Origin of the sequence: Mesotoga sp. H07pep.5.4, assembly GCF_003664935.1 — a bacterium.
Taxonomy (GTDB): Bacteria; Thermotogota; Thermotogae; order Petrotogales; family Kosmotogaceae; genus Mesotoga; species Mesotoga prima.
The window spans coordinates 21,822-47,688 of sequence record NZ_JFHM01000027.1; the positions used below are offsets into that span (position 1 = coordinate 21,822).

Consider the following 25,867-nt stretch of genomic DNA (forward strand, 5'->3'; position numbering starts at 1 on the left):
CGTCAATTCTAACGCAGGCAGACCCCACCGAATCTCGTTCAAAATGAAGAGACTCGTCAATCTGCTTTACATATAAATTTTAACACTAATTAATATTTTATTATCATTCTCTACTGTGATGTTTTTACTTCAAAAGTTGTACTTCACATAACATTAGTTTTCGCGAGTCTCGAATCCTACTATTCTTAATGCTGATCAAGGTTTTTTCGAGTTAGATGTGACTCTGAAAATGTAGAAACCTACACATACATATAGTTTCGATACATTGTGTTGTAGAATGATTATGAGACTCATTCTCAACAAGCAAATGTTTGTTCGACTTTCTTTTCTGATCCGTGATCTATTTATTGTTGCTGCAGCTGTATGAAAGGAAAAAGGCTGCAGAATTCGAGGGATCCGCTATGGAGCAATGTATTCTTGATATCAAAGAACTTAGTAGCAATGACACGGGCAATGTCAATCTCAAGGAGATCAATCTGGAAGTCAACTCTTCTGAAGTTCACGCCCTTGTTGGAGAGTATGGCGCCGGAAAGGAGCTTGTTGTTAATGTTCTCACCGGAGCTGAAAAGAAGATTTCCGGAAGAGTGTTTTTTGATGGAATAGATGTCACGGGCAAAATGAAGATTGGAGGTTCGACAGATATCCTGTTCCTCCTTGAAGAACCGATGGTCGCAGAGGGCTTGACCGTGGCAGAGAACATGTACATGTTGAGAAGTCATTCCAATGTTATCAAGCTGATTAACCATTCGAAGATAAACCACACTGTGAAAGAACTCATCGCAAGATTCGACCTTGGCATTTCAGAGAAGACTCACGTGTATAAGCTTTCGACCGAGGAGAAAAAGCTTATAGAGCTTCTGAGGCTATGTATTTATGAGCCTCGGTTGGTGGTTCTGTACGAACCTACTGCCAATTTAAGTTCCAAGTCACAGGATCTTCTTCTTAGAATACTCACCGAACTGAAGGAAAAGGGAACGGGAATACTCTATGTCACAAACAAGTGGGACGAGGCAATGAAATACTCCGACAGAATAAGTGTTCTATCCGAAGGGGTGCTATGTGGAACTCTAAGCTCCGAAGAAGCGAAAGACAAGCCGGAGAAACTTCTAAGACTCATACTAGGATGGAAAAAATCAGATTCGATAAAACGAGAGACCGAGGAAATAGAAACAGAGGACATTATCGACGCCGTTTTGAGGGCGGCCGAGTATCTTACTTCTAATTACGAGATTAATGACGTCTTGAAAATGCTTGAAAACTACACATGCAAAATTATGGAGTCCGACTCCTGTTATGTGTACCTGGTCGATGAAAAGACCAGAACGATTATGGACACAATAAAACACAAAGAGACTGAGTTAGTTGAAGCCGCCCTTAATGACGAAGTTGTAATGAGAATAATGGACAACAAGAAGCTCTTTGTTTCAAATTTCGATGATGTGCTTTTTGAAAAGCTCTTTAAGAGCATTCGAAATACCGAGACAATTGTTTGTGACCCAGTCTCAGTAAGATCTCACCACACTGCCTTGTTTCAGGTAGGCTATCGTAAATTCTACGAGCCAACTGAAAAGCAGAAAAAGATATTTCATACGCTTTCGAGGCAGGTCGCCCTTGCAATAGACAATACCCGGCTTATGGGGAGTTCGGTGTTGCTTCAGGAAAGCCACCACAGGATAAAGAATAATCTTCAAACCATTGTAAGTCTTATAAATATCCAGAAGAGGAGTTTGGATAGAAAGACAGGCAGCGAAGTCGAAGATCTTCTGGACAATGTTGTTTCCAGGGTGAAAAGTATCGCCGCCGTTCATGATCTTCTTTCTCACGACGAGCTTGGTAGAAGTATAATAAACCTGAAGAGTCTCGTAGATACTATTGTGCGTTTCAACATAGTAGATGGTACTCTTCAGGTAAGGAAAGATCTCGATGACATCTTTATTCCATACGACAAAGCAAGCGGGATCTCGCTGACGATAAGCGAATTGATAAACAACTGCGTGAAACACGCTTTCAAAGATTTAGAGAACGGTTTAATATCGATTTCCTGCAAGAGCTTTGACGATAATGTGGAAATAATCGTCGAGGATAATGGTACGGGATTTCCCAATAGATCCTTCTCCGAAAAAGACGAAAAACTGGGGCTTTCTCTAGCGAGATCTATCGTTGAAAATCAGTTCGACGGTACTCTTGAAATCGCCTCGGAAAAAGGAGCAAAAGTAAAGATCCTGATTCCAAAAGAAAGCCTTTTGCTAACAAAAGGCTCATAAAAGAATTATTAGCGATTATGCGCTAAACCTAGCCGAAAGGGGAGTCAGTTCCTATGGATAATTCTTTAAACATACTAATCGCAGAAGACGAGTACATAGTCCTTAGAGGGCTCAAAGAAACACTGACTGATCTCGGTCACAATGTTATAGGAGAGGCTATGGATGGCGAAACCTTCGTAAAACTAGCGCTTGAAAAGGATCCGGATTTACTGATCGTAGATGTTAACCTTCCAGCGCTTAGCGGAATCGAAGCTATTGAGAGAATAGCAAAAGTCAAACTCGTACCATCAATAATCGTTACAGGTTACAGCAGCGAAGAAACCGTTAAGCGAGCCAACTCCGTAGGGGTCTTCAACTATCTGGTAAAACCCGTTGATGAGAAGGAACTGAAGCCCGCCATAGACATTGCGATGGGCCGATTCAAGGAGTTTGCGCTTTTGAAGAAGGAGCTCCATGAGCAGGAAGAGGCTCTAGAGGCAAGAAAACTCATAGAAAGGGCAAAAGGGATTCTGATGGACCGTAATGGGATCAAGGAATCAGAGGCGATGAAGTTGCTCCAGAAGATTAGTAGAGATAAGAATCTGAAGCTTGTTGTTGTTGCGAGGGAAATCATAGAAGCAGACAATACTCTGCATTACGGTATGTAGGTCCGTAGTTCCAGCTGTACAGAATTCGCGAAAGCTTGAGCTTTTTTCTCATAATCGTTATTAATGACTCATAAATAGAACAGAGATCATCACACGGGACTTTGCTAAACGCATCCTTTTGTGCATAATTGTTAAGTGAATATATGAAAAGTGAATATACTTAAAAGCAATGCTTATGATTGGTGTTGCTGAGTAAGGAAATATAAAGGTTATGGGTGCCTGGCTAGTTGCAGGCACCTTTTTTGTTTTGGGAGTTACAGGAATCAGTTTTCGGAAAATAGATATCTGTTCACCGTGTGAGCAAAAAATCTGAGAATGGAGGAGAGAGATTATGGCAGTGGTTGACGTAAAACTGGAAAAACTAAGTGAAGTAAGTATGAGAGATTTCAGCACCTTTGGCAGAATCATCGGTAGAGATGAAGACACGGAAGAAGGTAAGTATGAGTTGCATCCTGTGGACGCAAAACCCGCAGTCGAAAACAGCATGATCAAGGCATACTGGGATCTAATTCCTTTCAAGGACAACAAAGAGGACCGCTTTTCGATGGGTATGCTCTTTGTCTACCCTAAGCCAATAGGTGAGGTTCTAAACTGGACTGAGGTTCATTACGAAACTTACGAATTCTTTTTCCCTCTGGGTGGAAAGCAGTTCATCTTTGTTCTTGCTCCGAAGTCGAAGATCCCCGAAGCGGAGAAGACCAGAGCCTTTCTCATTGGACCGAATGAAGGCGTTCTTTTGAACAAAGGAACATGGCACTACCCGCCTTTCGCAATTGACGGCCCTACCCCTGTTTTAATGCCTCGCTTTGGAAAACTTGGAGAAGTCACCGGCGACGTAACTGAGGCCTATGGAAAGAAGTGGGAGACTCCTGTTGGAAACCGCTATTTCAAGGGACAACTGCACGCATTGAAAACCGATTACTATGGCGAAGGTTACGGAGGCGAATACAAGATAAGAATCATTCTTTGATTCGTTTGTTTGAAGGGAGGTTGACACAAAGAAAAAAGCTGTTCGTGTAAATGTTTTGATCTATGAGAGTACTTCTTTTGAAGGAGGATAAGACAGGTGAAAAAGCTCAGTGTTCTGTTAATTGCTCTTATTGCTTTGTTTGGTGTTACTGCACTTTCAACGGAAACAATGGTATGCACGTATGCACAGATGGCAAACGACTTCTTCCTTACTTTTGACAAAGGCGCAAGGGAGGCTGTCGAGGCTCTTGGAAACATGTACATAGCAGCCAGCGACGACAGGAGCCCCGAAAAGTTCCTGTTCCAAATCGAGTCCTTCGCTGCCGCTGGTGTCAAGATGATATTCGGCTACTCACCAACAATCGAATCCGTTATTCAGGCATCGAACTTCGTCAACAGAGAGAAAGTCTATTACGCGAATATCCTAGAGATAGCCGACTGGTGGACACCACTAGACGCTGGTCCATACTACGGTCAGTTCATTGGACCTGACGCTTATGTCGATGGTTATCTAGGCGGTCTGGAAATGGGCAGACTTCTCAATGGAGAGGGCGAGACCTGTGTTCTCTGGGGATTCCCTGGCTCCAAAGCAGGTAACGACAGAGTTAGAGGCTACAAAGCAGCTCTTATGGAGAACTTCCCGAATATCACTGTTATCGGAGAGGAATATGCAGACTTCATAAGAGACAAGGGCTACTCTGTTACCAAAGACTGGATCGCAAAGTTCGGTGACAGGATAGACGGAATATTTGGCGCAAATACCAGCATGAATGTTGGTGCGGCAATTGCCTGTGAAGAGGCCGGACTGGACCACGTTTTCCAGGTCACAACCGATGCTAACAAGTCCAACCTCGTCGATATCAAGGATGGAAGTCTCGACGTTGTCGCTGGAATTTACGGATTCTGGATGGCCGGAAGACAGGCCGTTACTGTATACGACATGAAGAACGGCTGGAAACCGACCGTTCCTGAAACGATGATGTCAACAATGCAGACCTTCATTACCCCTGAAAACGTTGACTGGTACATCGAGACTTTCGGAAAGGACGCTCCATATGACTACGACTGGAAGAAGATGTCAAGAACGCTTCATCCAGACGACTGGGATCCACAGGGACTTCTAGTTCCCATATACCCCGAGAGATTTACCAACTGGATTTACCTTGACAAGCCCAGAGGTTACGAAGTTCCCAAGGAATACAAGGAAGCTATGGAATCCGGTCTTTACCAGGAGATCTACGAGCTTTACCTTGAAAAGTTCACAGCCGCGTGGGTCGTACCTCCATTCGAGAGCTCCCCATACAACTACGTATTTGTTGCGAACAACCTGGAAGAAGGTCTCAGAGCAGATATCGTAAAGAGAATGGAAAACGATGTGCTTGTTCATGAAGTTATTGACGTTCCCTACCGCTTCGACATTCCAGATTTTGGAGAAGGATGTAATAACTAAGCACCGTATGAATCTAAAAAAACACTTTTGAATGCTGGAGTAGACTGTTCCAGCGACGGGGGATCAGTCTACTCTTTCTGGAAGGATGAGGAATTTGGCTCTCAAAAATCTCTTAAAAAAAGGACTAAAAGCAGAGAACCTTATTGAAGTACTTCCCTACTTGTTGCTTGTTGGAATCTTTGTGGTTTTCGCAATCTTATATCCGCCATTCTCAAGAATAAGGAATATCACAGGTATTCTGACAGTCTCGAGCGTCTTCCTTCTGGTTGCCGCCGGAGAGACTTTTCCCATACTCATGGGAAGCATAGATCTCTCTGTGGGCGCCATGCTTTCATCCTGTGCGATTGTTGCCGCTTACTTCTTTCCTCAGGGTGGATTAGGGATGATAGTTCTTGCGATAGTCGTAGGATTCCTTTCGGGACTGATTAACGGTCTACTGGTGGTACTTCTGAAACTTCCGTCTTTCATCGTTACACTGGCGATGATGTATGTCTATGTGGGAATAGCTACTGGTCTAACAAATGGTTATAACATATCCATTAGAAACAGGGACTTTGCCTGGATTTCGACGGGACAGATGATCGAAGGCATTCCAAATGTCATTATTTGGGCCTTCATTGTATTTGCAGTTTTCGTATTCATAAGCAGGAAGACAGTAGTGGGAAGATACATTTTGGCAATAGGAAGCAACGAAGAGTCCGTGAAGAAAATGGGAATCAATACAAATAAATATAGGATAATCGCGTTCACATTCTCCGGGTTATTGGTCGGTATTGCCTCTGTTTTACTTTCTTCTTATCTGGGAATGGCACCAGCAAGACTTGGAGACAAGTACCTCTTCAATACGCTAATAGCCGTGGTCGTTGGTGGGACTTCCATCATGGGAGGTTCTGGTGGTTTATTGAAGACACTCATAGGGGTTCTTCTCATCAGTATGTTCGATAATGGAATGAGTCTAATTGGAAGTACATCGAATGTCCAAAACATTGCAAAAGGCATACTGCTAATCGCAGCCATTTCACTCGTAATGCTTCCTCATCGACGCGGAAGATTACTTCTCACCAAGTAGGCAGGGAGGTGGATGATGATGGATAATCGAAACAGGAAGCGAAAGTTCCCACTTTCAAAGCTGTGGACTCCCTTGCTACTTGTGGTTTTGTTCTTGATATTCGGTTTGCAGTATCCAACATTCTTGTCTGCAAAGAACTTCAACAACTTGCTCGTACAAATGGCCATTCTGCTGATTGCATCGATGGGTATGTCTATGGTCGTTCTGATGGGAAGTATTGACGTATCAGTCGGAGCGACGATAACGATTACTGCCGTGGCATCCGCAATGGCTAGCTCTGCGCTAGGTGGCGCATCGATTATTGTGGGGATGATAGTGGGGGCTCTGGTAGGTCTGATAAACGGTTTTCTGGCTACTTTCCTGAAAATCCCGACGTTTCTATCCACTATCGCCATGATGGGAATCTTAAATGGAACTGCAGTTTTGATGCTAAAAGGGTCTCCTTACAACGTCAGTTCTGAATCCTTTCTCGCAGTTGCAAGGGGAAGTTTTCTAGACGGCATATCGAACCTGATCACCATACCTATCATTGTGGTGCTTATAACACTTTTGATAACCAAGAAAACAGTGCTTGGCAGAATGATTTACGCCATCGGCAACAACGAGTACGTATGCCAGTATTCAGGGATCAGCGTTGTAAAGATTCAGACTTTTGTATTTATGATTCATGGTTCGCTCGTAGGACTAGCCGGGGCACTTGACGCATCTATGCTTGAAGCTGCATGCCCTTATACTGGTGATACTTATACCTTGCCCGTAATAGCAATCGTTGTCATGGGCGGCATTCCTCTTAGCGGAGGCCGAGGAGGACCAATCGGCACAGTTCTCGGAGCGATGCTGGTTACCGTTCTGATAAGCGGCCTGAATTTCATGGGTGTAACGCCTGAATTCAGGAACGTTGCAATGGGTGCTCTGATAATTGCCGGTGCGCTTATGTCCAATGTTGGAAGACCGAAGATGATCGCCGTTAAGTGATCTTCGATTCAAAAAGGTGATACTGAGAATGCGAGGTTTATCTTTATGGATGAAAAAGTAAAAGAAAATAGCAAAATCCTCTTTGAGATCAAGGGAATCGATAGAAACTATCCTGGTGTGCAGGCACTGAAAGATGTTACCTTCAAGATCAATAAGAACGACGTTATTGGATTCGCCGGTGAAAATGGGGCGGGAAAGTCAACTCTGCTAAAGCTTATAGCGGGAGTTGAACCACCCGATAAAGGAGAGATGTTTCTGGAAGGAAAAAAGTATGCTCCTCAAAGCTTCAGAGAGGCTAACATACTTGGAGTTTCGATGGTCTTCCAGGAGCAGAACCTTGTCCAAAGCCTGACTGTTTACGAAAATCTCTTTCTTTCACACGAGAAGAGATTCCAGGTGGCCGGTACTTTGAAGAAGAGGCAGATGATCTCCGAAGCGAAACGTTATCTGGAGAGTTTTGGGCTCGATATCGACCCAAGAAAAGAAGTCTCCCAATACTCATTTCACGAGCGTCAGATGCTTGAGATCATCAGGGCATTTGTCATAGCAGACATGTACAAGATCGAGACCCCTCTAATACTTCTTGATGAACCAACTGCTGCGCTCCCAGAAAAGGAAAGAGAGATTCTTCTCGACAGAATTAAGAGTTTTTCAAACAAGGCAACATTCATATTTGTCTCACACCGTCTTTCAGAACTGATGAATGCCTGTAACAGGATTCTAATTCTCAAAGATGGGCAGCTGGTTGGAGAAGTTGATCCCGAGGTCTCGGAAGAGAGAGAGATCCACCCGCTTATGGTAGGAAGAGAGTTAAGTGCCGACACCTACAGAGTTGAAGATCAAAAGGAATTCAATGGGGATGAGGATCCCGTCTTGAGGGTGAGAAATCTTTCCAAGAAGGGCCTTTATGACTCTGTTTCTCTGGAAGTCCGTCGTGGGGAGATCCTTGGAATAGGTGGACTGATTGGCTCTGGAAAGAAGTTCCTGGGCGAGACCCTTTTTGGGGTGGGAGAGCCAACAGAAGGAGAAATCATTATAGATGGCCATTCCGTGTCTAAAGCCACGATAAGAAATATGACCAAGCTAAGAGTCGGGTATGTTCCTTCCGAAAGGAAGGAAAACGGAATAATCGGCTTGTCAACGGTCGCAGAAAATCTTACGATTACAAGACTTGGTGAGTTCAGCAGTCGCCTGGGCTTTATAAACAACAGGCAAGAATCCAAATTGATCAAAGAGGGAATAGAGAAGTTCCGAATTAAGGCAACTAGCGAAGATCTGTGCTTTTCGTTGAGTGGAGGAAACCAACAAAAAATCGTACTGACCAAATGGATTATGAAGAATCTCGATATTCTGATTCTCGACAATCCCACCAGAGGCATAGACATCGGAGCAAAAGAGGAAATATACACCTTCATAAGAGAAGCGGCAAATAAGAACCTTGCCATCATCTTAATAACAGACGACTTGCTCGAACTCATAGGATTGAGCAACCGGATAGTAATTATGAAAGATGGAAACATTTCGCTTATCGTAGATGCCGATAAGAGGCGGAAACCAACCGAGCAAGAACTAGTAAGAGATATGGTATAAGAATAGCTGAGGTGGTGTAGAGAGATGAAGAAGCTGATCAATGATCCCAAAAGCGTGGTAATCGAAATGTGTCAGGGAATGGTGAAGGCTTTCCCGGAGAACCTTGCACTCGACGAGGAATTCATGGTGATTTCGAGAAAGAATCCCAACAAGAACAAGGTTAACCTAATTAGTGGCGGTGGAAGTGGTCATGAACCTGCTCATGCAGGGTTCGTAGGCAGGGGAATGCTTGATGCGGCCGTATGTGGTGATGTCTTTGCTTCACCTTCTGTAATGCAAGTCTTCAACGCCATAAAACACAACCATTCAGAGCAAGGGGTCTTGCTGGTTATAAAGAATTATTCTGGAGACGTGATGAATTTCGAAAGCGCTGCTGCAATGGCCGAAGACTACGATATTAGAGTTGATAGCGTTTGTGTGAATGATGATATATCAATCGAAAAGAAGGAAGACAGACGGGGCGTGGCTGGAACGATCTTCGTTCACAAAATTGCTGGAGCTCTGGCAGAAAGGGGAGCTTCTCTCAAGCAGGTAAAGGAGATCGCCCAAAGAGTTATCGACAATGTTAGAACTATGGGGATTGCACTGACTTCCTGTACCGTCCCAGCAAGAGGAAAACCGACTTTCGACCTTGAAGAGGACAAGATTGAGGTTGGTGTCGGAATTCACGGAGAAGCCGGAATATTTAGAGACAGATTACTCTCGGCGAAAGAAACCGCTGAATTGATTATCGAAAGAATACTTGGCGAATTATCCGTATCAAAGGATGAAGAGGTTGCCGTGTTGGTAAATGGATTTGGTGGAACTCCGCTGCAAGAGCTCTTTATTCTGAACAATGAGGTAGCCACGATTCTTAACAGTAAGGGAATAGCAGTGGCAAAGACTCTCGTTGGAAACTACATGACGTCTATAGATATGGAAGGTGCGTCGATTTCCGTTCTTATTCTCGACGAACAGATGAAGAGACTTCTCTCTGCACCCTGTGAAACCGCTGCCTGGAAGGAAACGGAGGCTTAGAAGATGACCGTAATCTCGAAGGATGAATTCATAGAAATAGTTGGAATCGCTGTCGATTCTATACTAGAAAACGAACAGTACTTCTGTGATCTCGATTCTGTTGCCGGAGACGGTGATTTCGGAGCTTCTTTGGCGAAAGGCTTCTCTGAAGTCAAGTCAAAATGGAAGGATCTCGAAAAGAGCAATGTTGGAACCTTTTTGAGAGACTGCAGCATGATAATAATGGAAAAATGTGGTGGAGCCTCTGGTCCAATTTGGGGCAATGCTTTTTTGAGCGCTTCTAGAGCTTCTAAAGGAAAGGAGACTCTCGAAATAGCCGACATTGCTGAACTCTTCCAGGCAATGGTAGATGGAGTACAGAAGGTCGGTAAAGCTCAATTGGGTGACAAAACTCTTCTAGATGCGCTTATCCCCTTCAAAGAATCTTTGAAGGAAAGTGCAAAGCTGAACGAACCAATAGAAGCGGCCTTTGACAAGGCCGCAACCAAAGCAGAAGAAGGAGCTGAATCTACAAAAACGATTGTTGCGACGAAAGGAAGGGCCAGATATCTGGGTGACAGGAGCATTGGCGCATATGACGCGGGGGCCAGAGCGGTTGCAGTCATTCTCTCAGATATTCAAAAGAACTTCTTCAATAAAACAAAGTGAAACTGCGCCGATGGAAGGTGATTAAATTGTTATCAAGTGCTTTCAGACTTAGTTGTTTCATACTTATCGTCTCCTTGTTTATAGGAAGCTTTTGTGGAGCCTTCTGGGTTGATTCTTACCTGGACAAGATCAATACATCCGGAGTGAAAAGGATTGAGATAAGAAACTATAATACTCAGGACGGGGAGTTATGGATAAAGTTTGCCACTCTGACCGCTGAGTACGATGAATCAGGAAACACCATCCGTGAGAGCAAACTCTCCGGCGATGGTGTTCTGGAGTTTGACTATTCCTATCAGTACGATAGTGAAGGTAATATGCTTACCATGCAAGGTAAGAGGATAGCAAACGACTCAGCATTAGAACATAGCTATGAATACAAGTACGACGAGAACGGGAGACAGATCGAAGGAATTCAGTACGCCTCAGATGGTTCGATAATCTCAAAATACTCTGCAAAGTACGACGAAAGTGGAAACTTCGTCGAAGGGAACGATGTTCAGTATGATTCATCAAACAGTACTAGATATTTAGCCGGCTATAACGAACTCGGTTACATGACTGAGGAAACCAAGTATATTGTCTATGAGTACAAAGAAAAGGAAGGACTTCAAACTGAATTCAGAAACGAGTATCGATATGATGACCTCGGCAACTTGCTTCTGGAGATCGGCTATGGCAAGTACGGAGACTTCTCTTATAAGTACGGTTATGAATACGACGAAGAAGGTAATTTGATAAAGGCATACAGCTACAGTGCGAGCGATACGATCGTTTCTGTTTACGAAGCTTCTTACGATGATGAGGGGAATCTAGTAAGATTTATCCTATCCGATGCAAGTGGAAAGATCTTATCCGAGCATGAAGCTCAATACGATAATGGCAATATGGTTCTCGAGGTCGACTGTCTTTCTGAGTCGCGCAATCTTGTATACTCGGCCGAATACAATAGTGAAGGACTAAAGCTAAAAGAAACCAACTATAACAGAAATATCAGTGGAAGTCCGCTCACTTACAGTTATGAATACCTTTACGACGATAGAGGAAACTGTATTCAGGAAAAGTACTTCGTTTACCTTGAAGACAAGGACCTGTGGAAGCCGATAACAAAGACAGTTTACCTGATTACCTATTATGAGTAAGAAGAAACTTTAACAAGAAAACCATTACACTGTTTCCCAAAATCAGAACTGTTCTAATGGGTTGTGCTAGAACCACTGGGAATAAGACAACTAAAATTAAATAAAAAATCGTTCGCGCTCATGGTTGGCGCGACGGAAAAGTTTAAAGCTTAGAGGTTATGGGTGCCTTGAGTTATAGGACACCTTTATGCTTTTTCTTTGGAAATCTGATCGAAATTTTGCTGTTTATACAGAATGTTTCACATAAAGGCCCACTGGTGACCTAATTAAAAATTAGAAGGAGAGCGGATCGACTTCGAAAGATATGGCTTTCCCTCTTCAACAAGTTCAGAGTGAAGCAGCTAAAGCGCTGGTTTCTTTTCATGATCGATCAAGAGAAGATACAGACTCGCGATCAGCTCGAGTGCGAAGCAAAGGCATCCATGGCTTATGAAGATATTGAACTACTCAGAGCCTTTGGAATTTCCGATTCGCAGTCTGACGAATCGATAGTTAAGACCGCCCTCGAGGCGCTAGACAAAGAAATGTTGATAACCGAGTAGGACGGACACTTCAAGCTTACCGAAAAGGGCTCGGCCGAGTTGAGATCTACACGTAAGTGATAGCCAATTTGAGGAACCAATCATTGTCTTCTCAAACCTCACTTCCAAAGTCGCTTATCTCTTGTCAACTACTAATCTTTCAAGATAACCATGATCATCGAAGTAAAGCGGAGATTAAGAAGTAGTTAAGCATTCGAATGATTATTTCTGTGTGGCTTTTTCAAAGAGGCAAAGAGAAATCAGAGTCTCAGATTTTCCATTGTGCACAACCCTATTGACAACGGCAAGTTTGGCAGAATAAAAGTAAATTGTAAACGATATAGTTTTGAAAAATGTAGTATAAAAAATTCTGATTGAGGTGATAGTGATGAAAAAGGTATTTCTGGTATTAGTTTTAATAGGATTAGTCTTCACTGGTTTCTCCAAGAACATAGTAGAAGTAGCGGTTTCAGCAGGCAATTTCAGTACACTCGTAGCGGCAGTTGAAAAGGCAGGTCTAGTGGAGACTCTAATAGGAGATGGACCTTTTACTGTGTTCGCTCCAACTGACGAAGCAATTGCAAAGCTTCCGGAAGGAACTGTTGAAAGTCTCCTAAACGATATACCGGCGCTTACGAGAATTCTTACATATCATGTGGTTCCTGGAAAGTATATGTCTTCAGACGTGGTATCTCTTGAATCGCTCAAGTCCGTAGAAAGCAGCTCTATACCAATAAAAGTAGAAGAAGGCAAGGTTTACGTCAGTAATGCAATGATAACGGCAGTTGATATTGAGGCAAGCAATGGAGTAATTCATGTTATTGACACGGTCATCCTTCCCCCGGAAAAAGAGACAAGGAGAATCCCTGAAATTGCTATCGATGCAGGCTCCTTTACGACACTAGTTACGGCACTTCAGGAAGCCGGTCTAGTCGAAGCGCTTATGGGTGATGGTCCCTTTACAGTCTTTGCCCCTAATGATGAAGCCTTTGCAAAATTACCCGAAGGAACTATCGAATTATTGCTCAAGGACATACCAACTCTAAAGAACATCCTCCTATACCATGTCGTATCGGGAGAATACATGGCTGAAGATTTACTGGGAATGAGATCTTTGACTGCTCTTAATGGCGATTAGCTGATGATAAACCCAACCGAAGTCAAGATTCAAGGATCTGGAATAATCGTAACGGATATAATTGCGGCAAATGGCGTAATCCACGTAATAGATACGGTGATGATTCCTTAAAGGTAACCTCGTACCACTATCAAGCGATAAGCAGATCTTTCAGGCGGAGCATTTTGCTCCGCCTTTACTATTCCTTATCCTCTGCCAATCTGCTTTTCCGAAGCTGCATAAAACTCTAGGAGAAGGGCATTCCAATAATTTAGAATTCTAATAGACAAGATGTATTTATTGATCGGGGGGTGTATATGAACGGTAAGTTCTTTCCCGAAAGCAAATACGACGTTGCGGTAATTGGATCTGGACTCGGAAGTTTATCGGCTGCCTCTATGCTAGCTAATAAGGGACTAAAAGTGCTCGTTGCAGAGCAGCATTATCTTCCCGGAGGATGTTGCTCGATCTTCAGAAGAAGTGACTTCACGTTTGATTCTGCAGTTGGCATGGTATTCGGATTCGGAAACCGCGGCTTCAATTCTCACAGGTTTGTTTTCAACGAGATCGGTGAAGACATTGAAATGGTAAGACACGAGGCTTTATACTCCGTGACCTTCGGAGAGAAGAAAATTGTCTTTTGGCCAGATCTCGACCGATTTATAGAAAAGCTTGGAAATAACTTTCCTGGATATGAAGAACAGCTAAGGAAGTTCTACAACTATTCTGCCGACTTATATCACGAAGTGATAGTTGCTGATCCTGTAATCGTCCCTCCCACTGAAATGAAGAGAAGCGATAGTCTCAGATCTCTGCTGAAGCATCCTGTACGACAGGCCAAAATGATCAGGCTTTTATTCAAAAGCACTGAAGAACTTATGAAAAAGTTTATCGACCCCGAGGCAACGGAGCTTTATCAGTTTTTCGATGTTCTTACTTCCACGTACTGCTATACGACTGTAAAGGAAACCCCCGGCGTACTGGCCGTAACTATGTTCATAGACAATCATGAAGGAGGCGGCTTTTACCCCGTAGGTTCTTCTCAGATGATACCGAGCAAACTCGAAAAGGCGATCGAGAAAAACGGCGGCTACATGCTATACGAAAATCGCGTTAATGAAATACTCTTTGATGATGGGAAGGCATCGGGGATAAAGCTGGAAGATGGGAGCAAAATTAGATCTGACTTCGTGATTTACGGCGGAACGGTCTGGAATCTCTATGGAGGAATCATTCCCGAGGAACATGTTAGTCAGGAAAGAGTTAAATGGGTGGAGTCCCTTGAGCCGACTTTTCCCGCCATGGTCGTGTACGCCGCTGTAGATTCCTCTGCTATCCCGGCCGGAACTAATCTGCTGGAGATGCTTGTCGAGGAATTTGACGAAATAGCCAAAAGCGATGTCACAGTATACATACCTTCGATATGTCCAGAAGGAACTCACGTAATGTCCATGATAGCTCCCTCAAAGAAAAAGTGGCCGCCTCGCGCCCTTATTAATCCCCAAGAACTATGAACCTTATGAGTTTTGGGTCATGCAGCCAGATGGGTTAATATTCAATGATCAAGATAAAATGGAGATAGGCAGAAATCTCTTTACTGACCAGCTTTAAGAGCCCTTTGAGGAGCTAAGAGTGTTGGGTAGTGAGATATCTCAGAAGGAATCCGGCTGGGGAGAATACAGTTTCTTTTCACGCGGGATGAACACGGTTGTGATGAAAGAAGTCAAGTGGAGTTCGGTTAGGCTTCATGAAACACAATGGCGTCTGATACTTACAAAGAGCAAATGATTTACAATAGACCCGTTATATGCTAACGGGTAAAGGTGGTGGATAGCATGGCAGAAGCAAGGAAATTCGACTGGATCTCTCTTCTCGTGGGTTTCGTACTGATAATTGGAGGTATTTTCTCTCTTAGCAATCCTCTTGCAACGTTCCTTACCCTTGCAATAATGTTAGGTATCGTTGTTCTTGTTCTTGGAATCATGTTGATAGTTGCCTACTTCAAACTTGAAAACCGAACCGGAGCTAAGGTTTTCTTCGCGCTAATTCTAGGAATATTGCTGGCTATTACGGGGGTAATATTTCTCTTCAGACCGCTTTTTGCCACAAACGTATTTGCTTTCATAATAGCGATATGGTTTATTGTGGATGCCATTAACAACCTGATAAACGCCGATCGGCTGAAACCTGCGGGAAAGGGAATCTACTTTCTGAGCATTGTCTTCAATGTTCTTGTTCTTTTTGGAGGAATAATACTCGTTCTACACCCGCTCATTGCCGGTCTGTCGGTTGCCGTAATTATTGGGATAACTCTCCTTGTTTTTGGTGTAAACCACATTGTTCTAGCGTTTATGGGCAAGGAGTCTGCATAGAAGAAGTGATTTCTTCGTAATTAAGACTGGATGAGTTCTTTGAATTTGAGATGGGGTAAGGATGCATCAATCTATATCCCCTCTTTTCTTTTTGTTCTTTTACTGCTGAGAAAGTCAAGTTCTCGAGTTCAGTTCGGGTATAATGGTTATGTATGGCTCCTGATATTGTTTATACTTCATAATCACACTCTTGTTTTCTGCATTTGATTTCTGGAAACCTCTCATGGAATTCATGGTCATATAGTTACTGCAGTTGTCAGATTTGCCGCAAAAAGGAGGTATTTAGGTGAGAAAAATCGCATTGGTCTTTCTTCTTTTGTTAGCTTTCATTTCCGCTTCGCTTGGATGTACTGAGTTTCTTCTTTCGCCTGAAAAAAACAATGGTTTAGTTATCTCAGGTAGAAGTATGGAGTTCTCATATCCTCTGAACTCGAAAGTTGTATTCTTCAACAGGGGTGCAAGTTTTAGCAGTCATATGCCTGATGGGTCTGAAGCCGTCTCGTGGGAAAATAAATATGCATTTGCGGGATTGAATGCTTTTGATATTCCCATAGCAATTTCAGATGGATTGAATGAAAAGGGATTGTCTTTAAGCGCCCTTTGGTTAACGGGAACAGAGTATGAAGAAGTCTCTCCCGATTCAGATCCTACAAAGGTTATAGAGCTGTTCGATCTTCGTTCCTGGATTCTTGGAAACTTTGACACACTCGATCAGTTAGAGAAGCTCTTGAAAGTATGACAATATGGGGCAAAGAAAACGAATTGCTTGGGGAAGTTCCCCTTCTTCACCCCTCTTTGCATGACAAGTCTAGTGTAAGCATGTTGTCGAGTTCATTGATGGTGATATGAAGATTTACGATAATCCAAATGCAGTGGACATTCCTGCAGGAGTTTCAAAGAGAGGAGGTAGTGGCATCGCATCTTTCGAGAATACTCAGTGGGTTACCATAAAGGACAACAAAAATTTGAAGCTCTATTTCAGGTCTTATGATTGTTCCTCTCTGTTTCTTGTAGATCTTAATAAGATCGATTTCTCCAATGGAAATGATCATGAATCGATAATTGTAGATAGAGAATTCTCAGTCATAGATGCTTTTTGATTTATGTCAATGTTTGCAATAGTTTCGAGGTTGTTGTGTAATCAATTATGCTTGGTGATTTTCAATATAGTTGGTTTCGGTGGAGTGTAGTATAGGTCTTTTTCTTATTCTATATATCTTTATAGATAATAATAATTAGGTATGTTCAAAACTCGTCGAAAACTCACAGATCTCTTTTCTGCTAAGTGTTTGGAGTCATGTTCAAAACTTTTTCGCTTTGAACATTGAATGTAGACAACCTTGAGATGGCTGTTTAGAAGAGAGTTTTGGGGTTGTTCAAAAGCGTATAAGTTGTAATTAGCCATTATAGCTGGATACACAAATGGTCTTCATTAATTGTTGAGAATTAGTGGAGCAGTGATGTTCAAAACGAGGTTAGCAGAAGGGAAAAATGGAGCAAAATGATTCTGTAATTGACCTAGGAGGCAACACTTTTGAACATACGTGGGAAGCCATTTCAAGGTGATTCCTGTCGAAAAACAAGGGTTATGAACTTAGTATGTTCAAAAGATAGGTTTGTTCAGGAAAAGAATTTCCCTACATTGAGGGCTTTTTTGAAGAAGGTTTCCAGAAGGAAGAAAAGAACAGGGTGTCGCAGCCATTATGCTAAAAGATCCGCGACACCCTGTTTCAGTACAACTCCCGTAACGTTAGCCTAACCCCTTCTGACTCCATTAAGCCCTTCAAATGTCTTCTCTAGAGCAAGATATGATTCTTTGAACAAGTCGTAGAGTCTCAGGTAATCTTCTTGCTGTTCCCCGCTCGGCTCGATTTCTTCGACATCAACGACGAAATTCCGAACCGCGGAGAAATTAAAAAGACCGGCACCTACTCCGGCAATCATTGCCGCCCCGATAGAAGTAGCTTCATCGACGTTTTGCGGAATGGTGATAGTCTTTCCGAGAATGTTTGAGATCATTCGCTTCCAAATTCTGCTTTTTATTACTCCTCCAATGACCCTGATCTTACCTATAGGCAAGGATTCTTCCAGACTTTCCAGAATCCATTTCAGATTCATAGAAACGCCTTCGATTACCGCTCGCACGATATCGACCTTCTTGTGGGAGGCCGACAATCCTATGAAAGTACCTCTTGCATTGGAATTCCATATCGGACTTCTCTCTCCAAGCAGATACGGAAGATATAATATTGATTCACTATGACGTTGAGATTGGCAGAGTTGGGTGTCGAGATAAGAATAGATATCACGATCGCTTTCTTTCATGGATCCATCACAGTACATAGTATCCTTAATCCAGCTGTATGAGGTTCCGGCGGCCTGCATAGTGCCGGACGGAAAGTAGAGGCCTTTTACTGCATGCGCCCCGGAAAATACTCTCATTTCCTTCTCAAGTAGAGGCTCTTCAGCAATTGTGGAAATCCAGGCCGAGGACCCGAGATAAAGGTAAGTATCGCCCACTTCAACGGCGCCTGCCCCCACGGCCGCACTACAACCGTCTCCTGCCCCGAGTATTACTCTGCATGAGTTTGGAAGGCCTAGGTCAGCCGCCACCTCTTTCCTTATTTCTCCAAGGTCTGTAATGGAAGCGTGCACATCTGGAAGCTTTGAGCTTTCAATTTCGAGAGCGAAAATCAGTTCTTCAGACCACTCTAACCTCGAGATATCAAATAGAGCTGTCATGACGGCATCGGAAAAGTCTGTCGCAAACTTACCTGTCAGGCGAAGGTTTATGTAATCCTTTGCTTGAAGAAACTTGAAAGTTCTTTCATAGAGATCGGGTTCGTACTTTTTCAGCCAGGCTATCTTCAACCCCTGATATGTTGGTGAGAGCCTGGAACCGGTTATTTTGTACAGATCGCTTGCCGGAACTTTCGCTAGAAGTTCTCTTACCTGTTCGCTGCTTCTCGAATCTGCCCAAATTATTGACCTTCTGAGCAGTTTGCCCGATCTATCTACCGGCACTACTGCCATCATCTGGCCGCTAATACTGAGTGCAGAGATTTCTTTTCTGTCGATTTCTGCCATCTGGACGATTTCGGAGGTAGTCTTGCAGAAGGCAGTCCACCATGCCTCAGGATCTTGCTCAACCATTCCGGGTCCGGGGTAGAAGGTTTCATAACCGGCGAATGATGAAGCGACGAGAGAACCTGTTTGGCTGAACAAAGTCGCTTTATCTCCAGTTGTTCCCAGGTCATGTGCCATTATATACTTCAAGGGAAAACCTCGCTTTCAGAGAGAATGGTTGCTCATGATTTCAGAGGGACCCATTCACGGTCTTCAATAGAATCCCAATCGGCCTCAAAATTGTCGATCGCCTTCAATGTACCGCTGTGTGAAAAGAACTCGTTGTACATACCTACAGGAAGCGACATTCCGTAAATGGGTAGCTCCGCCATCTTTGAGATCTGTGTCAGGGTCTTGAAGCTTGCGGCAATCAACTTCGTCTCGTAGTCGCCGTTGGACAAGACTTTCTGCATACTACCGACAACAGAGAGATCTATTCCCAGATTTTCGATCCTGTTCGCATATGGCGCCACATAGTCGGCGCCTGCCTCTGCAGACATCAGCACTTGAGGAACGGAGAAAACCCCCGTAATCAAAGTATTTATATTCATCTTCTTGAATTCTCTCAAGACCATTATGCCCGTTCGGGAGAAGGGGATTTTGAGAATTATCCTTTCGGGGTCTAGCCGGAAGAGTTCCTGCCCCTCCTTGAGAACTTCATCGTGACCTCTCGAGGCACACTGGACAAAGATAGAACCCGTGAACCTATTCAACATATCTTTTATGACTTCGAGCGGTTTTCTTCCCGTTCTCTTCAGAATACTGGGATTAGTGCTTATCCCGGAAAAGAAACCTAAATCGAACAGTTCGCTTATCGCCTGTACATTTCCATCATCTATAAAAAGCCTCATTTATGCCTCCATTCATTTTCCTTTCATTTAAGATCGGCTATTCCAGGGTATTTTTCGGTAAATTCCCCGTATATTGCTATCGCACTGCTGGAACCGAAAATATCCGCTCCTGAAGCCATGAAATCCTCAACTTGAGAGAGAGATTTCACACCTCCCGATACCTTTATTCCTTTCTGATCTCCAACAACTCTCTTGATTATCTTGACATCCTCTACCGTGGTGGCTCTGGAACCGTAGCCCGTACCGGTCTTGACGAAATCGACGTAAGGAAGCTTCATCAGAATAGAGCAAGCTTTTTCAATTTCAACTGCGTCGAGATAAGAAACTTCGATAATTACCTTGCAAATGACATTCTTCAGGAGACCGGAAAGATAAGAGATCTCCCTTTCAAAGTAATCCCAGTCTCCGGACTTCATAGCGGAGATGTTGGCTGTTATGTCTATGTCTCTCACTTCGGGGCCGAGCCGAAGCGACTGCCTGATCATATAAGCCTTAGTTTCCGTTGTCTCGAACCCGAAGGGAAAACCCGCCCCGCAGGCCGCCGAGATATCCGTACCTCTGACTTTTCTAACGACTCTGTCCATCAAATACCAGGGAACGACAATCGCTCTGAAGCCATAGGAGATACTATCGTCGATAAAGACTTCGGACTCCTTTACTGTAGCGGTCGCCTTCAGAAGCGTGCTGTCAAACCTTTTCGAAAACCTGTCGATCTGTTCCAAAGAGGCACCTCCGTAAGCAAAATTAGCGAGAGAATCAAACAAAAGCCACCATAAAATATGATAGCGGTATCATAGTTATCTTGAGTCAATTATATAACACAAAACTGGGAGAAATTAAACACCCATCCATGAGCTAACTTAAAACGCGAAAAAAACTTGACATGATATCTGATTTTGGGATAGAATGAATTGATATATATGATAGCGGTATCATAATGAATCGTGTATCTGGATTTTGAGCAGGTGATGAGTTATGGCAACAACGCTGGACGACATTGCAAAAGAGACCGGTCTCTCGAGGGCAACGGTAGCGAGGGCGATCGGGAAATATGGATACGTCAGCAAGAAGGCGAGAGAAAAGGTCATAGCGGCTGCAAAGAAACTTAACTACAAGCCAAACTACATTGCCAAGAGCATGGCTACCGGTGAGACGAAGAATATCGGATTGATCGTGGGCGATATTCAGAATCCCTTTTTCTCCACGATAGCGAGAGCGATAAGCGATGTCATTGTTCCGGAAGGGTACAGTTTGATTGTCACAAGTACCGACGAAAAAGTGGAGGTCGAGAAGACATCTATAGATCGATTTTTTCAGAAACAGGTAGATGGCTTGATTCTCGCTCCGGTTTCGCGGAGCAATTCCGATCATTTAAAGGATCTTGTGAAGTCCGAGATACCCATAGTGCTGATTGACAGAATCATTGAAGGCCTTGATGTTGACATGATTGTAAGCGACGATCTCGGTGGAGGTTTTGAGGCAGCTCAATATCTTTTGGAGCTTGGTCACAGGAGAATCGGTTTCCTTTCGGATACGCTCGACATAAGTACAAACTACGATCGGATTGCCGGATACAGGGAAGCGCTTTCAAAGTACAGAATAGAGGAAAAGCAGTCGTGGGTAAAACTTGGCGGCTTTACGGTTGAGGGAGCTTACAAAAGCGGCGTCTCTCTCTTGGGTCAGAACAAAGATATTACAGCGGTGATAGCAACAAACAATTATATGGCGGCGGGACTGCTTCTTGCTGCGAAGGACATGGGAATTGTGGTTCCGCGAGATATATCGGTCATTAGCTTCGATGATATTGTTTGGTTTGATCTATGTAATCCTCCAATAACATCTGTGGCTCAGGATACGAGAGAGATTGGCAGTATGGCCGCGAAAAGGATACTGATGAATATCAGAGGTCAGAGATATGAAAAGGGACTTACCAGACTGCCTACACGACTCATCATAAGGGAATCATGTACCTCACCAAGAGACTAACTAAACTTCTTGATAGATATTCGGAGGTGTTTGGATTGACAATTCAAGATTTTTTGAATAATGCAAAACAAAGCGTACTCTTTACTGCCCCTTCTCTTGAGAAGGATCTTTCTGCCTTCCTTGAAGAGCATGCGGAAAGAATCAAGAATCTTGCGAAGACTGCTTTAGATAAAGGCTTTAAGCAGATTTACTGGGTGGGTAGCGGGAACTCCTGGTGCAATCTCTATTCAGGTGATTATATACTCAAGAAGATGACCGATCTTCCCTCTGATTACTACAAGAGCTATGATTTCATCTGGACGAGTCCTTCTAGACTTGACAAGGATGCGCTGGTAATACTCGCCTCCTTCTCTGGAAATACCGAAGATACTGCGGCAGCACTTAGATTTGCCAACGAAAAGGGAGCGACAACGATTTCATTTACAAGCAAAGCCGACAGCATTCTGGCAAGGGAAGCCGACGAATCGATAGTATACGATTCTAATGGACTGTTTATACTTCCACTCGCCGGAGCCTTCATTTTCAGTCTTGAAATAGCCAGGTTCAAAGGGAGAGACGTTTCGAAGTTATACGAACAGATAGAGATTATGCCTGAGCAATTGGGCAGAATATACAGGGAAGAGGAGTCAAGAGCTTACAGACTGGCCAGGAAGTATCAGGATAGTGACCTCTTTTACGTGTTAGCAAGCGGAGCGGCCTACGCCATAGGCTATAAGTTCGGACTGACTGTCTTCATGGAAAATATGAGAGTCAACGCTTCATTCATTGAAACGTCGGAGTTCAGACATGGCCCTGCGGAAATGCTTGACGGTCACAAGCCACTGATGGTCTTCCTTGTGGGGAGCGACGAGTCGAGAGATATGAGCGAACGGGTTATAAAAATCGCTGAGTCTAACGGCGCGGAGGTAATACGCTTTGATGTGAAGGATTATGGAGACTTCGACCCACTCTTCGCCCCGTTCCTTCTGATGATCCCTCTCCAGTGGTTCGCAGTATATTCGGCCTACTACAGAGGCATCTTCGATCTCGATGAGAGGGTTCTTATGGGAAGAGGAAAGATGTCGACGGGTAATCAAATAACTTGGCCATGATTTTTTCATAGCAGGGAGGATGGAAGGAAGATGAGATTCGAGAACGTATTGGTTGTTGATCCTATCGATGGAGAGTTTGTGGGAAGTGTAGAAATTGAAGAAAACGTAATCTCGGAAATTAAGCGAGTTCAAGGGACTCAAGAATTCGAGAGAATACTGATGCCGGGATTTGTCGATCCCCATACTCATGGTTCTGTGGGTGTGGACACTCTTTCCATGAGTCAAAAAGATCTCGAAAAGTGGGAGAACTTCCTTTATTCTCAGGGAGTGACTTATTTCCTGCCCACTACTATGTCATCGACTCCTTCGGCCATCCTTTCAGCAGCCAGAGTAGTGAGAGATTACATGAAGAATAACAGTCTGACTTCAGTTGGGGGCATTCACTATGAAGGCCCCTACCTGAGTCTGAAAAGAAAGGGGGCTCAGAATCCAGAACTTATTCGAAGCATAGACCTGAAGGAAATTGAGGAGACGCTAATCGAATCGGTGAAGCTCATTACTGTGGCTCCGGAGCTCAAGGGATTCTCACACGCGCAAGAAATGATACAGAAGCGCGGTATAACTCTTTCGTTGGGACATACCGATGCAACTTACGAAGACATGGAGAGAGCATATAGCCAAGGCTGCGATAGAATAACCCACTTTCCAAACGGGATGAACACTCTTCATCACAGAAAACTGGGCTGCGTTGGAGCTGTTCTTTCGCTGCCTTTTTCGGTTGAGATGATAATGGATGGTATTCACTCTTTGCCGGGTTTTGTGAAGCTTATCTTTGGAATAAAAGGCGCAGAGAAGATTATGATAGTTACAGATACTATCGATGCGACAGCCATGCCCGATGGAGAGTATGAGTTGGGAGGACAGAAGGTCATTCTGAAAAATGGGAGACCTACTCTTGAGGACGGAACAATTGCCGCGGCCGTACTCGTCTTCAGCGGAGCTGTAAGAAATTTCAGAGAATTCACTGGCTGTTCACTGAAGGAACTTGCGAAGGTTTCATCTCTGAACTCCCTGAATTCCCTGGGCATAAAGGACCGCGGAAGAATCTCCGAAGGCTATCGTGCAGATCTGGTATTGCTCGACGAAAATCTTGAAGTTGAAGAAACCGTTCTGAACGGGAAGACAGTGTTTAAATCCTGAGTAGGACTTCTTTCTACCCAGTTATGGAGGGATCCTGTGGAACCAATAAAAGTGTACATCGTTGACAACGGTACGGCGGAGATCAAGACATTATCTGAGCGGATTTCCAAATTGAGATGGAATATGCACGTGGAAACTGTTTCAGAGGATCCCTTTGTCGGAGAAACCTCAAGGTCCAATAAGTTCTATACGCTGAACAATTATCTCAAGAGCAAGTATGAAGGTTTTTCTAGCCTGATTGACGATATGATCTTCCTGGTAAGCCTAGACGATCCATTGAGGCCCGGCAGGATAGTCGAAGCTAACAACAGTGCAGCCGAAAAACTTGGATACTCCTACGACGAGCTTCTTGAGATGAGTTTCTATTCAGTGGCCGGAGATCTCGATTCTCAGATAAAGAAGATAAGGGCCGATCTTCAGATAAAGGGAATGTGTACAACTGATTCGTTTCTCACTATGAAGAGCGGGGAGAAACTTCAAGTGGAGATTTGCTTGAAGGTGCTTGATCTTCAGAACTCCATAGTCACAATGGTTGTGGCCCGAGACACGAGTGCATTCAGAAAGGTGGCCGCAGAACTCCAGTGGCGACAGAATTTCGAACGAGTGATTTCAGAGGTTTCCGGAGCGCTAAAAAAGTATGAGAACATAGACGATGCGATAGAAAAGGCGCTTGGACAACTAGGCGAGCTGACTTCCGCAGACAGATCCAATGTCTTCTTGTTGGACTACAGGACCAATTCGACCAGGAACACCCACGAATGGTGTAAAGAAGGCGTCAAGAGCGCCAAACCCCATCTTCAAAACATGCCGTTCGAGGAGTTCTCCTGGTGGATAAAGGAAATGAAAAAAGGCGGGGTACACTCTTATGTGGTCAGTGAACTCCCAGAGGAGGCAAGCAGAGAAGCCGAAGTTCTTGCGCAGCAGGGAGTCGTTTCACTTGTCGTCATTCCGATTTTCTCTCGGCAGATGCCGGCCGGTTTCGTCGGACTGGAAAGGCTTAGTGGCCAATTCGATTGGAGCAGAGCAGACATAGAGCTTCTTGAGGTCTTCGCCGGACTGATATCCGGAGTAATCGAATACTCGAGGTTCATGTGAAAAACCTAGAGGTTAGAGGACAGAGGTATGAAGATCAAGAACGGTCTGAAAACCTTACAATCCGTCTGAACTTGTTTCAGCATCGAGATCCTAAGAATCGCTGTGCGCTTAAGAGCAAAAACCCGCTGGTCGCTGCAAAGAGCCGTCCTTGGTCCTTCGTCCCAAACCATGAACCCGTCCTTTGGGAAGAACGGTTCTTCGACGCTGCGCGTGCAGGTTGCTCGTTCTTGGTAGAGAATTCCGTCATGACTGAAAATGAGGTCCGTTCTTGATGTGCACACACCACGTCGACGATTGAGCCGTCGACACCCTTCTCGAGAGGTGATTAAGAGCTTTTCAATATCGCGGAACCTTACCTGCCCTCTTTGCTTTTCCCTTCTACTCTATGAATAATGATTTGGCTTCTACTATGTCAACAGTTATAAAAAAGGCAGACTGAAAGGATCAAGCAGTAGACCGGCAGGTAGCTACTGAAGACACTTTCAGCGAGTATTCAGGCTTCTGTTCTCCCTCCTTTTTAGAAGGAGTATAATCAGAAAGAGGATTCCTCTTGAAGAATTTCTCTTCTGAGTAGGGAGTCAAATCCCTAAGCATGGCGAAGGCGATTTTGAGGATGGTGTTCGCCAATGCACGGAGGGCATGAGCAGAGCTCTTGCCCTCGCTCTTTTTGTTGTCGTAGAATCTTTTCATCCATTTAGAGCTATTTGTTGCAGCAAGACTGGCTATATGAAGAGTCCCTCTGAGATAGTGATTGCAGTTACTTCTCATCTTGGTGGTATTCTTGTTACCGCTTCCAT

The 25,867-nt window shown here is 43.9% G+C and carries 22 protein-coding genes and 2 pseudogenes; 20 read left to right on the forward strand and 4 right to left on the reverse strand.

Annotated elements, in window-relative coordinates; genetic code table 11:
* Positions 1 to 401 precede the first annotated feature (401 nt).
* The 16 genes and pseudogenes from Y696_RS11935 (at position 402) to Y696_RS12015 (ending at position 16,881) form a co-directional block, all read left to right on the forward strand.
* Positions 402 to 2,264: an ATP-binding cassette domain-containing protein gene (locus Y696_RS11935; protein ID WP_121510659.1), complete on the forward strand. Its 1,863-nt coding sequence runs from the start codon at positions 402 to 404 to the stop codon at positions 2,262 to 2,264.
* 53 nt (positions 2,265 to 2,317) lie between these two features.
* The gene (locus tag Y696_RS11940; protein WP_121510660.1) at positions 2,318 to 2,911 is read left to right on the forward strand and encodes an ANTAR domain-containing response regulator; all 594 of its coding nucleotides are present in this window, start codon (positions 2,318 to 2,320) and stop codon (positions 2,909 to 2,911) included.
* A 331-nt stretch (positions 2,912 to 3,242) separates the two neighbouring features.
* Positions 3,243 to 3,881: an ureidoglycolate lyase gene (locus tag Y696_RS11945; RefSeq protein WP_014731860.1), complete on the forward strand. Its 639-nt coding sequence runs from the start codon at positions 3,243 to 3,245 to the stop codon at positions 3,879 to 3,881.
* A gap of 96 nt (positions 3,882 to 3,977) precedes the next feature.
* On the forward strand, positions 3,978 to 5,330 hold the full coding sequence (locus Y696_RS11950) for a sugar ABC transporter substrate-binding protein (protein ID WP_121510661.1): 1,353 nt from the start codon (positions 3,978 to 3,980) through the stop codon (positions 5,328 to 5,330).
* An 85-nt stretch (positions 5,331 to 5,415) separates the two neighbouring features.
* On the forward strand, positions 5,416 to 6,399 hold the full coding sequence (locus tag Y696_RS11955) for an ABC transporter permease (protein ID WP_121510662.1): 984 nt from the start codon (positions 5,416 to 5,418) through the stop codon (positions 6,397 to 6,399).
* 15 nt (positions 6,400 to 6,414) lie between these two features.
* Positions 6,415 to 7,374 (forward strand): ABC transporter permease, encoded by a 960-nt coding sequence (locus Y696_RS11960; protein WP_259459945.1) that lies wholly within the window; start codon positions 6,415 to 6,417, stop codon positions 7,372 to 7,374.
* A 45-nt stretch (positions 7,375 to 7,419) separates the two neighbouring features.
* Positions 7,420 to 8,964 carry a sugar ABC transporter ATP-binding protein gene (locus tag Y696_RS11965; protein WP_014731864.1) on the forward strand — a complete coding sequence of 515 codons (1,545 nt, stop codon included), beginning with the start codon at positions 7,420 to 7,422 and terminating at the stop codon, positions 8,962 to 8,964.
* Positions 8,965 to 8,988: 24 nt separating this feature from the next.
* Positions 8,989 to 9,981, forward strand: coding sequence for a dihydroxyacetone kinase subunit DhaK (gene dhaK, locus Y696_RS11970; protein WP_121510664.1), 993 nt, complete (start codon positions 8,989 to 8,991; stop codon positions 9,979 to 9,981).
* Between the two features lie 3 nt (positions 9,982 to 9,984).
* A complete protein-coding gene (gene dhaL, locus Y696_RS11975; protein WP_121510665.1) occupies positions 9,985 to 10,629 on the forward strand; it encodes a dihydroxyacetone kinase subunit DhaL in 645 nt (214 codons plus the stop codon).
* Positions 10,630 to 10,646: 17 nt separating this feature from the next.
* Entirely contained in the window at positions 10,647 to 11,771 is a 1,125-nt protein-coding gene (locus tag Y696_RS11980; RefSeq protein ID WP_259459946.1) for an RHS repeat domain-containing protein, read from the forward strand.
* 362 nt (positions 11,772 to 12,133) lie between these two features.
* On the forward strand, positions 12,134 to 12,313 hold the full coding sequence (locus tag Y696_RS11985; protein WP_121510667.1) for a hypothetical protein: 180 nt from the start codon (positions 12,134 to 12,136) through the stop codon (positions 12,311 to 12,313).
* 367 nt (positions 12,314 to 12,680) lie between these two features.
* Positions 12,681 to 13,541: pseudogene (locus Y696_RS11990) on the forward strand (fasciclin domain-containing protein).
* A gap of 185 nt (positions 13,542 to 13,726) precedes the next feature.
* Entirely contained in the window at positions 13,727 to 14,923 is a 1,197-nt protein-coding gene (locus Y696_RS12000) for an NAD(P)/FAD-dependent oxidoreductase (protein WP_121510670.1), read from the forward strand.
* Between the two features lie 321 nt (positions 14,924 to 15,244).
* Positions 15,245 to 15,781, forward strand: a complete 537-nt coding sequence (locus Y696_RS12005) for an HdeD family acid-resistance protein (protein WP_121510671.1) — start codon at positions 15,245 to 15,247, stop codon at positions 15,779 to 15,781.
* A 286-nt stretch (positions 15,782 to 16,067) separates the two neighbouring features.
* Entirely contained in the window at positions 16,068 to 16,520 is a 453-nt protein-coding gene (locus Y696_RS12010; RefSeq protein ID WP_121510672.1) for a linear amide C-N hydrolase, read from the forward strand.
* A 106-nt stretch (positions 16,521 to 16,626) separates the two neighbouring features.
* Entirely contained in the window at positions 16,627 to 16,881 is a 255-nt protein-coding gene (locus Y696_RS12015) for a hypothetical protein (protein ID WP_121510673.1), read from the forward strand.
* Positions 16,882 to 17,536: 655 nt separating this feature from the next.
* Here the strand turns inward: Y696_RS12015 and Y696_RS12020 are convergent.
* The 3 genes from Y696_RS12020 to deoC are packed head-to-tail and all read right to left on the reverse strand — an operon-like array spanning position 17,537 to position 20,480.
* Positions 17,537 to 19,057, reverse strand: coding sequence for an FGGY-family carbohydrate kinase (locus Y696_RS12020; RefSeq protein WP_121510674.1), 1,521 nt, complete (start codon positions 19,055 to 19,057; stop codon positions 17,537 to 17,539).
* Positions 19,058 to 19,089: 32 nt separating this feature from the next.
* Positions 19,090 to 19,758 carry a transaldolase family protein gene (locus Y696_RS12025; RefSeq protein ID WP_121510675.1) on the reverse strand — a complete coding sequence of 223 codons (669 nt, stop codon included), beginning with the start codon at positions 19,756 to 19,758 and terminating at the stop codon, positions 19,090 to 19,092.
* Positions 19,759 to 19,781: 23 nt separating this feature from the next.
* On the reverse strand, positions 19,782 to 20,480 hold the full coding sequence (deoC, locus tag Y696_RS12030) for a deoxyribose-phosphate aldolase (protein WP_121510676.1): 699 nt from the start codon (positions 20,478 to 20,480) through the stop codon (positions 19,782 to 19,784).
* 253 nt (positions 20,481 to 20,733) lie between these two features.
* Between deoC and Y696_RS12035 the strand changes: the two genes are divergently transcribed.
* From Y696_RS12035 to Y696_RS12050, 4 genes are read left to right on the forward strand one after another with little or no spacing between them, the layout of a single operon-like run.
* Positions 20,734 to 21,744: a LacI family DNA-binding transcriptional regulator gene (locus Y696_RS12035; RefSeq protein WP_121510677.1), complete on the forward strand. Its 1,011-nt coding sequence runs from the start codon at positions 20,734 to 20,736 to the stop codon at positions 21,742 to 21,744.
* 26 nt (positions 21,745 to 21,770) lie between these two features.
* Positions 21,771 to 22,835, forward strand: a complete 1,065-nt coding sequence (locus Y696_RS12040) for an SIS domain-containing protein (RefSeq protein ID WP_259459947.1) — start codon at positions 21,771 to 21,773, stop codon at positions 22,833 to 22,835.
* A gap of 30 nt (positions 22,836 to 22,865) precedes the next feature.
* Positions 22,866 to 23,975 carry an N-acetylglucosamine-6-phosphate deacetylase gene (gene nagA, locus Y696_RS12045; protein ID WP_121510679.1) on the forward strand — a complete coding sequence of 370 codons (1,110 nt, stop codon included), beginning with the start codon at positions 22,866 to 22,868 and terminating at the stop codon, positions 23,973 to 23,975.
* Positions 23,976 to 24,011: 36 nt separating this feature from the next.
* Complete coding sequence (locus Y696_RS12050) at positions 24,012 to 25,070, forward strand: GAF domain-containing protein (RefSeq protein WP_121510680.1); 1,059 nt, start codon at positions 24,012 to 24,014, stop codon at positions 25,068 to 25,070.
* A gap of 444 nt (positions 25,071 to 25,514) precedes the next feature.
* On the opposite strand, the pseudogene Y696_RS12060 reads toward Y696_RS12050, so the two are convergent.
* Positions 25,515 to 25,867, reverse strand: a pseudogene (locus tag Y696_RS12060) (IS110 family transposase); the annotation flags it as partial.

Excerpts from the sequence above, each read along its gene's own strand:
- dhaL (WP_121510665.1), top strand. The coding sequence starts at position 9,985 with ATGACCGTAATCTCGAAGGATGAATTCATAGAAATAGTTGGAATCGCT.
- nagA (WP_121510679.1), top strand. The coding sequence starts at position 22,866 with ATGAGATTCGAGAACGTATTGGTTGTTGATCCTATCGATGGAGAGTTT.
- Y696_RS11940 (WP_121510660.1), top strand. The coding sequence starts at position 2,318 with ATGGATAATTCTTTAAACATACTAATCGCAGAAGACGAGTACATAGTC.
- Y696_RS11960 (WP_259459945.1), top strand. The coding sequence starts at position 6,415 with ATGATGGATAATCGAAACAGGAAGCGAAAGTTCCCACTTTCAAAGCTG.
- Y696_RS11945 (WP_014731860.1), top strand. The coding sequence starts at position 3,243 with ATGGCAGTGGTTGACGTAAAACTGGAAAAACTAAGTGAAGTAAGTATG.
- Y696_RS12025 (WP_121510675.1), bottom strand. The coding sequence starts at position 19,758 with ATGAGGCTTTTTATAGATGATGGAAATGTACAGGCGATAAGCGAACTG.
- Y696_RS12015 (WP_121510673.1), top strand. The coding sequence starts at position 16,627 with ATGAAGATTTACGATAATCCAAATGCAGTGGACATTCCTGCAGGAGTT.
- Y696_RS12005 (WP_121510671.1), top strand. The coding sequence starts at position 15,245 with ATGGCAGAAGCAAGGAAATTCGACTGGATCTCTCTTCTCGTGGGTTTC.
- dhaK (WP_121510664.1), top strand. The coding sequence starts at position 8,989 with ATGAAGAAGCTGATCAATGATCCCAAAAGCGTGGTAATCGAAATGTGT.
- Y696_RS11965 (WP_014731864.1), top strand. The coding sequence starts at position 7,420 with ATGGATGAAAAAGTAAAAGAAAATAGCAAAATCCTCTTTGAGATCAAG.
- Y696_RS12035 (WP_121510677.1), top strand. The coding sequence starts at position 20,734 with ATGGCAACAACGCTGGACGACATTGCAAAAGAGACCGGTCTCTCGAGG.
- Y696_RS11935 (WP_121510659.1), top strand. The coding sequence starts at position 402 with ATGGAGCAATGTATTCTTGATATCAAAGAACTTAGTAGCAATGACACG.
- Y696_RS11985 (WP_121510667.1), top strand. The coding sequence starts at position 12,134 with ATGATCGATCAAGAGAAGATACAGACTCGCGATCAGCTCGAGTGCGAA.
- Y696_RS12000 (WP_121510670.1), top strand. The coding sequence starts at position 13,727 with ATGAACGGTAAGTTCTTTCCCGAAAGCAAATACGACGTTGCGGTAATT.
- Y696_RS11955 (WP_121510662.1), top strand. The coding sequence starts at position 5,416 with ATGAGGAATTTGGCTCTCAAAAATCTCTTAAAAAAAGGACTAAAAGCA.